Origin of the sequence: Hydrogenophaga aromaticivorans (assembly GCF_013387465.1) — a bacterium.
GTDB lineage: Bacteria > Pseudomonadota > Gammaproteobacteria > Burkholderiales > Burkholderiaceae_C > Hydrogenophaga > Hydrogenophaga aromaticivorans.
Genome location: NZ_VYGV01000004.1, coordinates 11690 through 18435 on the forward strand (window position 1 = coordinate 11690; position 6746 = coordinate 18435).

Sequence of the window (6746 nt, forward strand, 5' to 3'; positions counted from 1 at the left end):
GCGCCGTTGCCGTGCGCGCGCAGGCTGCGCATGGGCAGCATCAGGAAGTAGGTCGGGTAGGCGAAGGCGTGGCGCTGCGGCCGGTGGCGCGTGTGGCGCACCTGGCCAAAGCCGATCTGTGGCGGCTGGAAAGGCGTGCTGCGCACGGTGTTCACGCAAACACCCCGGGCAGCGCAGCGCGGCGGGCGGCGGCTTCGCTGCTGGCGGGCGCCAGCAGGTGCGCGTCGATCAGCGCACGGGCCGCTTGCAGGCCGGCTTTCAGCCCGTCTTCGTGGAAGCCGTAGCCCATCCAGGCACCGGCGAAATACGTGTGCCTCTGGCCCTGCAGCGCGGGCATCCGGGCCTGCGCGCGGATGGCGGCGAGGTCGAACACCGGGTGGGCGTATTCGAATTCCCCATGCACCAGCGCCGGGTGAATGGCGCGCTGCGGGTTGAGCGACACCACCACCGGCTGCTGCACCGGCAGCGGCTGCAGCTGGTTGAGCCAGTAGTGCAGGCAGACCTGGGCGGACGTTTTGTCCGCGCTGGTTGCGCGCTCGTAGTTCCAGGCCGCCCAGGCCTTGCGTTCGCCGGGCAGCACCGAGGCGTCGGTGTGCAGCACGGCGCGGTTGGGCTGGTAGCGGATGGCGCCGAGTACGGCGCGTTCGTCCGGCGAGGCGGCGTCGCCCAGGATGGCCAGCGCCTGGTCGCTGTGGCAGGCCATCACGATGGAGTCGAAGCGTTCGACCCGGCCTTCGGTCACCACGCGCACGCCGTCGGCGTCGCGCAGCACCTGCCGCACCGGCGCATTCAGGCGCTTGTCGGCGATGCCGGCCACGATCTTCTCCACATACTGCCGCGCGCCGCCGGCCACGGTGTGCCACTGCGGGCGGTTGGTGATCTGGATCAGGCCGTGGTTGTGGCAGAAGCGCACCATGGTCGCCACCGGGAACTGCAGCATCTGGTCCGTCGGGCAGCTCCAGATGCAGCCCATCATGGGCAGGAAGTACCAGTCACGGAATTCGTCGGAGAAGCGCTGTGCGCGCAGGAAGTCGCCCAGCGGCTGCAGCAGCGGGCTGTCGGGCGCCAGGTCATCGCCGCGCTGCGCCAGTTGCGTGCAGACGCGGTTGAAGCGCACGATGTCGGCCAGCATGCGCCAGAAACGCGGGTTGCCGAGGTTGCGCCGCTGCGCGAACACGGTCGCCAGGCTGGAGCCGCTCCATTCGAGCGCGCCACCACCGGGTGCGGCACCCGGTGCCTGCACCGAGAACGACATGTCCGATGGGGCCGTCGGCACCCCGAGCTGCGCGAACAGCGCCAGCAGGTTGGGGTAGGTGCGTTCGTTGAGCACCAGGAAGCCGGTGTCCACGCCGAAGGTGACGGCCTGGCCCTGCGGGTCGGGCAGGGTCATGTCGACCGTGTGCGTGTGCCCGCCAAAGTACGCGCCGGCTTCGAACAGTGTGATGTCGGCCAGACCGGCCAGGGTGTGGGCCGCAGCCAGACCCGAGATGCCGGAGCCGACGATGGCGACCCGGCGCAAAGGCGGGCGGGCATGGCCGCCGAAGATCGACGAGAGGGGGTCGGCGTACACGGCTCAGACCCCCACGGCCCGAGGGGCCGGAAGACAAAGGCCTGCGAAGCGCCCCGAAACGAAGGAGGGAGGGAGGGAGGAGGAGGAGTTCCGCCTCGGGATTGCATCCGGACACACGTCCGGAAGGCTTCGCAGTGCAAAAACGTGGGCTGTCGGTCGCGCAAGTTTGCGCACAGCCATGGTGTTATGGAGGACCGGCGGTTGAAAAAAGTTCCGTAACCGTGTGTGCATGGTTCTTCCGGCGGTGTGATCGGTGGTCGAATAAGTCGCTGAGTTCTTTATTTGAACTTCAACGTTTCTATTGTGACCGATCAGTCACTATTTGTCCGAAAGATTTTTCTGCATGACCCTGGGCACAGCATGGTTTCAGTTGGGGGCCCCTGGGACGGGGCGTGCGCAGGCCGTTGGATCAGCGACCCGCGGCGCTGGGCGCCGGGGGCAGACCGGCGAGCCGCCAGAACGGACCCCAGGTCGCGGCCAGGCCGAGCAGCAACCCCCAGGCCGCGGCGCTCAGGTTGCCCGCCTGCACCACCGACATGTCGTTGGCGCCGTCCCACACCACCGGGTACGCCCAGCCGCGCTCCAGCAGCAGCTTGCCCAGCAGCACCAGCGCCAGCAGGCCGCCCCAGCGTTTCGCTTTCGGGATCGGTATGCGCCGGCGCAGCAGCTGCACCGCCAGCACCGCGACGCCCGCGTGCAGCAGACCCGACAGGCCCACCGCGTAGCCGATCTGTGGCCACCACAACAGGCTCAGCTGCCCCAGCGGCCAGGCCAGCAGCCAGGCCAGCGTGCAGGTCCAGTTGGGCCGGATCACCCAGGCGAAAGCGGTCAGCGCGCCCAGCGCGATCTGGTTGAAGATCAGTTGCGGGGTGTTCAGGTGCACCCAGGCGCTGGTCCACAGCGTCCAGGGCTGGGCGGTCCAGCCATCGGCGCGCCAGATGAAGACGTCCACAACACCCTCGCGCGCCCACCACAGCAACATGCTGGCCACCGCGTGCAGCGCGCACAGCAGCAGCCAGCTGCCCGAGCGTTTCATGCGCCGGGCGTGCCCAGCACGTGTTGCCAGAGCGCCTGCACCGCCGCCGCTTCCGACGCCACCATCGCGGCGTCGACCTGCGTGGGCGCTTCATCGAGCCGGGCGCGGTGCTGGATCTGGCGCAGCACGCGGTAGGCGTCCGACGCGGCCTGGCCCATGCCCGGCCGCAACAGGCCCACCGCTTCGGCACGCTGCAGCAGATTGATGTTGCCTGAGTTGGCGCGCAGCTCGGGGTGCGCGCGCGACTGCGAAAGCACCAGGAACTGCACCACGAACTCCACGTCCACCATGCCGCCATGGCTGTGCTTGACGTCGAACATGGCGCCGCGCACCGGGTGCGCCGCACGCACCTTCTCGCGCATCGCCACGATCTCGGCCGCCAGCGCCTGCGCATCGCGCGCGGCGGTGATCACCGATTCGCGGATCGCGTCGAAGCGCGCAAACATCGCCGGACTGCCCAGCACCGCGCGGGCCCGGGTCATGGCCTGGTGTTCCCAGGTCCAGGCCGTGTTGCTGCCGCGCTGCTGCTGGTAGTTGGCGTAGGCGGTGAAGCTGGTCACGAGCATGCCCGAGTTGCCGTTCGGGCGCAGCGCGGTGTCGATCTCGAACAGGTCGCCCTCGCCGGTCTTGACCGTCATCCAGTTGATCATCTTGCGCACGAAGGCGGCGTAGATCTCGCCGGCGTTCTCGTCTTCGTCCTCGTAGACGAACACGATGTCGAGGTCGCTGCCGTAGCCCAGCTCCTTGCCGCCGAGCTTGCCGTAGCCGATGATGGCAAAGGCCGGTTCTTCGCGGTGGCGGTTCTTCAGGCGGCCCCAGCACCAGCGCGCCGTCACGCGCAGCATCGTGTCGGCCAGGGCCGAGAGGTCGTCGGCCACCTGCTCCACGGTGAGCACGCCTTCCAGGTCGCGCGCCAGCGTGCGGAACACCTCGGCGTGGTGGGCCCGGCGCAGCAGGTTGAGCAAGGCTTCTTCGTCGTCTTCGTCGGTGGACCTCAGCGCATCGCGGCGGTTTTCCAGTTCGGCCTCGAACTGCACCGCATCGAAGCGGTCGGTCAGCAGCTGCTGGCTCGCCAGTTCGTCGATCACGCCCGGGTGTTTCAGCAGGTAGCGCGCCGGCCACTTGGCCGCGCCCAGCAGGCGCAGCAGCCGCTCGTGCACCGAGGGCCGTTCCTGCAGCAGCGCCAGGTAACTCTCGCGGCGCAGCAGCGGTTCGATCCAGTCGGCCAGGCGCAGCGCCGCCTGCTCGTTGACGCGGCCTTCTTCCAGCCAGGCGCCGGTGCGTTCCACCAGGCGCACCAGGCGCTTGCGGGCGTCTTCGCGCAGCGCCAGCACGCGCGGGTGCTCGCACCACTGCGCCACCTTGGCGGCAAAGGCCTCGGGCAGCTGCGGCAACACGCTCTGCAGGCTGTCGACCGCGCTGCGGGTGGCGCCGTTCCTGCCGTTGCAGCCCGCGCCGTTGCAGCCGCCGGTCGTGCCGCCGAGCAGGATGTCGAACTCCTGTGCCACGGTTTCGCGGTGCGCGTCCAGCGTGCGCAGGAACTCGCACACCGTGGCGCAGCCCATGGTGGCCGCGAGCCAGGCCAGGTCGTCGTCGCGCGTGGGCATCACGTGGGTCTGCTGGTCGTCGAGGTACTGGATGCGGTGTTCCACCCGGCGCAGGAAGTCGTAGGCCGTGGCCAGCGCCTCGGCCGTGGCCGGGGGCATCAGGTTGGCCTTGCACAGGCGCTGCAGCGCGTCCAGCGTCGGGCGCGTGCGCAGCTCGGGGAACTGGCCGCCACGCACCACCTGCAGCAGCTGCACGGTGAATTCGATCTCGCGGATGCCGCCGCGCGAGAGCTTGACGTCGTTGGCCCGACCGGGGTTGCCCGCGGCGCGCTTGGACGCGTGGTCGCGGATCTGGCGGTGCAGGCTGCGCAAGGAATCGAAGACGTTGTAGTCCAGGTATTTGCGGAACACGAAGGGCAGCACCGCGCTGCGCAAACCGTTCGAGCTCTTGTCGCGCACGCAGGCGGCCGGTGCGATCAGCCGGCTCTTGAGCCAGGCAAACCGTTCCCATTCGCGCCCCTGCACCAGGAAATACTCTTCCAGCGCGCCCAGCGACACCGCGCTCGGCCCCGAGTTGCCGTTGGGCCGCAGGGCCAGGTCGACGCGGAACACATTGCCGTGTTCGGTGGTCTCACCCACCGTGTTGTAGATGTGTTTGACGGCCTTGCCGAAATACTCGTGGTTGCTGATGCGGTTGCGCCCCTGCTCGTTGCCGGCGGTCTCGCCATCGTGGTCGTAGACATAGATCAGGTCGATGTCGCTGGACACGTTGAGCTCGCGCGCGCCCAGCTTGCCCATGCCGATCACCCACAGCTGAGCCCGGGTGCCGTCTTCAGCCAGCGGTGCGCCATACAGCGTGTCGAGCTCGGCAAAGGCCAGGGTGCAGGCGGCGTCGAGCGCGAGTTCGGCCAGTTCGGTGACCGCGCGGGTCACCACCTGGAGCGGGGCGTCCTGCTCGCAGTCGAGCACCACCAGGCGTTCCAGCACCAGCTGGCGCAACACGCGCAGGGCCGCGGGCATGGCCAGACCGCGGCCCAGCAATTGCGCCAGGCAGGTCTGCATGCTGGCGTGGACCGGGGCACCCGGCGGCAGGCAGTCCAGCTCGCTGGCGAAGCGCCTGCGCACGCGTTGCACGAAGCGGGAATAGGCGGCCTCGCGGTGGGCCTGCGTCAGGGCATCCATGCAGGGTGCGACCGGTGGCACATTTGTTGACAAGGCGGAATCGAGTGCTGGGGAACCGATGTTGGGGCTGGCCGTCATAATTTGCAGTGGATATGAATCAACGCCCGGCATCTCTCGCATCTGCCACGAGAACACCCCAACAAACCCTTTCAGTGACCGCGCGGCTTCTGTTGTGGATGGTGCTGGCCGCCTGGGGCCTGTTTGCGCTCACTGTTGGCGCCTTGCATTTGTGGATTGTGCCGCGAATCAACGACTGGCGCCCTGAGCTGGAAAGCTGGGCCACCCGGGCTGTGGGGGTACCCGTGAAAGTCGGCGCCATCCGCGCCCGGACGGCGGTGGCGGGCGACGGCGGGAGCGCCGGTTTCCTGCCCAGCCTGGTGCCGGCCTTCGAGCTCACCGATGTCCGGCTCTTCGACCCGGCGGGGCGCGAGGCGCTGCACCTGCCCAGCGTGCAGGCCGCGGTGTCCGTCCCTTCGCTCTGGCGCCTGGGCTTCGAACAACTGGTCATCGCTTCGCCCGTGCTCGACGTGCGGCGCACTGCCGAAGGCCGCATCGAAGTCGCCGGCCTGGACTTCTCCGGTCCCGCGCCGGACGACAACGCCGCCGCCGACTGGTTCTTCGCCCAGACCGAGTTCGTGATCCAGAACGGCGTCGTGCGCTGGACCGACGACCTGCGCGCGCAGCCGCCGCTGATCCTGACGGCCCTTGATTTCGTGGCCCGCAACGGGGGCCGCAACCACCAGTTCCGCCTCGACGCCACCCCGAGCCCCGAGTGGGGCGACCGCTTCAGCCTGCGGGGCCGCCTGCGCGAGCCGCTTCTCGATCTCATCCGCGGCGGCAGCAAAACCACGCCCTGGCACAGCTGGAGCGGCGAGCTCTACGCCGACTTCCCCAAGGCCGACGTCTCGCGCCTGCGTGGCTACCTCGATCTTTCGGCCTGGCAGGTCGACGTGCGTTCCGGCCAGGGCGCCGTGCGCGCCTGGGCCGATGTCGCCAAGGGCCGCATCACCGGCGTCATCACCGACCTGGCGCTGCAGGACGTGGCCACGCGGCTCGGGCCGAAGCTGCCCGAACTCGCGCTGGCCGAGTTGCGCGGCCGCCTGAGTGCCCAGTGGAACGACGCCGGTTTTGAGATCGCCAGCGACAACCTGCGCTTTCGCACCCAGGGCGGCCAAGACTGGCCGGGCGGGCAACTGCGGCTGCGGCACCAGGCCGCTCGGGGCAACCAGCCCGCCAACACCAGCCTGCACGCCGACCGCATCGAGCTGGCCGCGCTGGCCGCCGTCGCCACGCGCCTGCCCCTGCCCGAAGCCAGCCGCACCCTGCTGGCCAACCTGCAGCCCGCAGGCCGCATCGAAGCCCTCGACGCCAGCTGGGAAGGCGTGGCACCGGCCGGCGCCGAGGCGGGCAG

Annotated in this window: 5 protein-coding genes; 1 reads left to right on the forward strand and 4 read right to left on the reverse strand. The window is 69.4% G+C overall.

What is annotated here, in order from left to right; genetic code table 11:
- The 4 genes from F3K02_RS27405 to glnE form a co-directional block, all read right to left on the reverse strand.
- Positions 1-155, reverse strand: a 155-nt coding sequence (locus tag F3K02_RS27405; protein WP_425485560.1) for a DUF1365 family protein, incomplete at its 3' end; no start/stop codon positions are given.
- Positions 152-1570 (reverse strand): NAD(P)/FAD-dependent oxidoreductase, encoded by a 1419-nt coding sequence (locus tag F3K02_RS03090; RefSeq protein WP_343066966.1) that lies wholly within the window; start codon positions 1568-1570, stop codon positions 152-154. The genes F3K02_RS03090 and F3K02_RS27405, both read right to left, overlap by 4 nt.
- 409 nt (positions 1571-1979) lie before the next feature.
- Positions 1980-2606: a rhomboid family intramembrane serine protease gene (locus F3K02_RS03095; RefSeq protein WP_177133224.1), complete on the reverse strand. Its 627-nt coding sequence runs from the start codon at positions 2604-2606 to the stop codon at positions 1980-1982.
- Positions 2603-5335, reverse strand: coding sequence for a bifunctional [glutamate--ammonia ligase]-adenylyl-L-tyrosine phosphorylase/[glutamate--ammonia-ligase] adenylyltransferase (gene glnE / locus F3K02_RS03100; RefSeq protein ID WP_246309137.1), 2733 nt, complete (start codon positions 5333-5335; stop codon positions 2603-2605). The genes F3K02_RS03095 and glnE overlap by 4 nt, the downstream gene beginning before the upstream one ends.
- A gap of 152 nt (positions 5336-5487) precedes the next feature.
- Here glnE and F3K02_RS03105 point away from each other — a divergent pair.
- The coding region (locus F3K02_RS03105) for a YhdP family phospholipid transporter (protein WP_425485558.1) at positions 5488-6746 on the forward strand (1259 nt) is incomplete at its 3' end.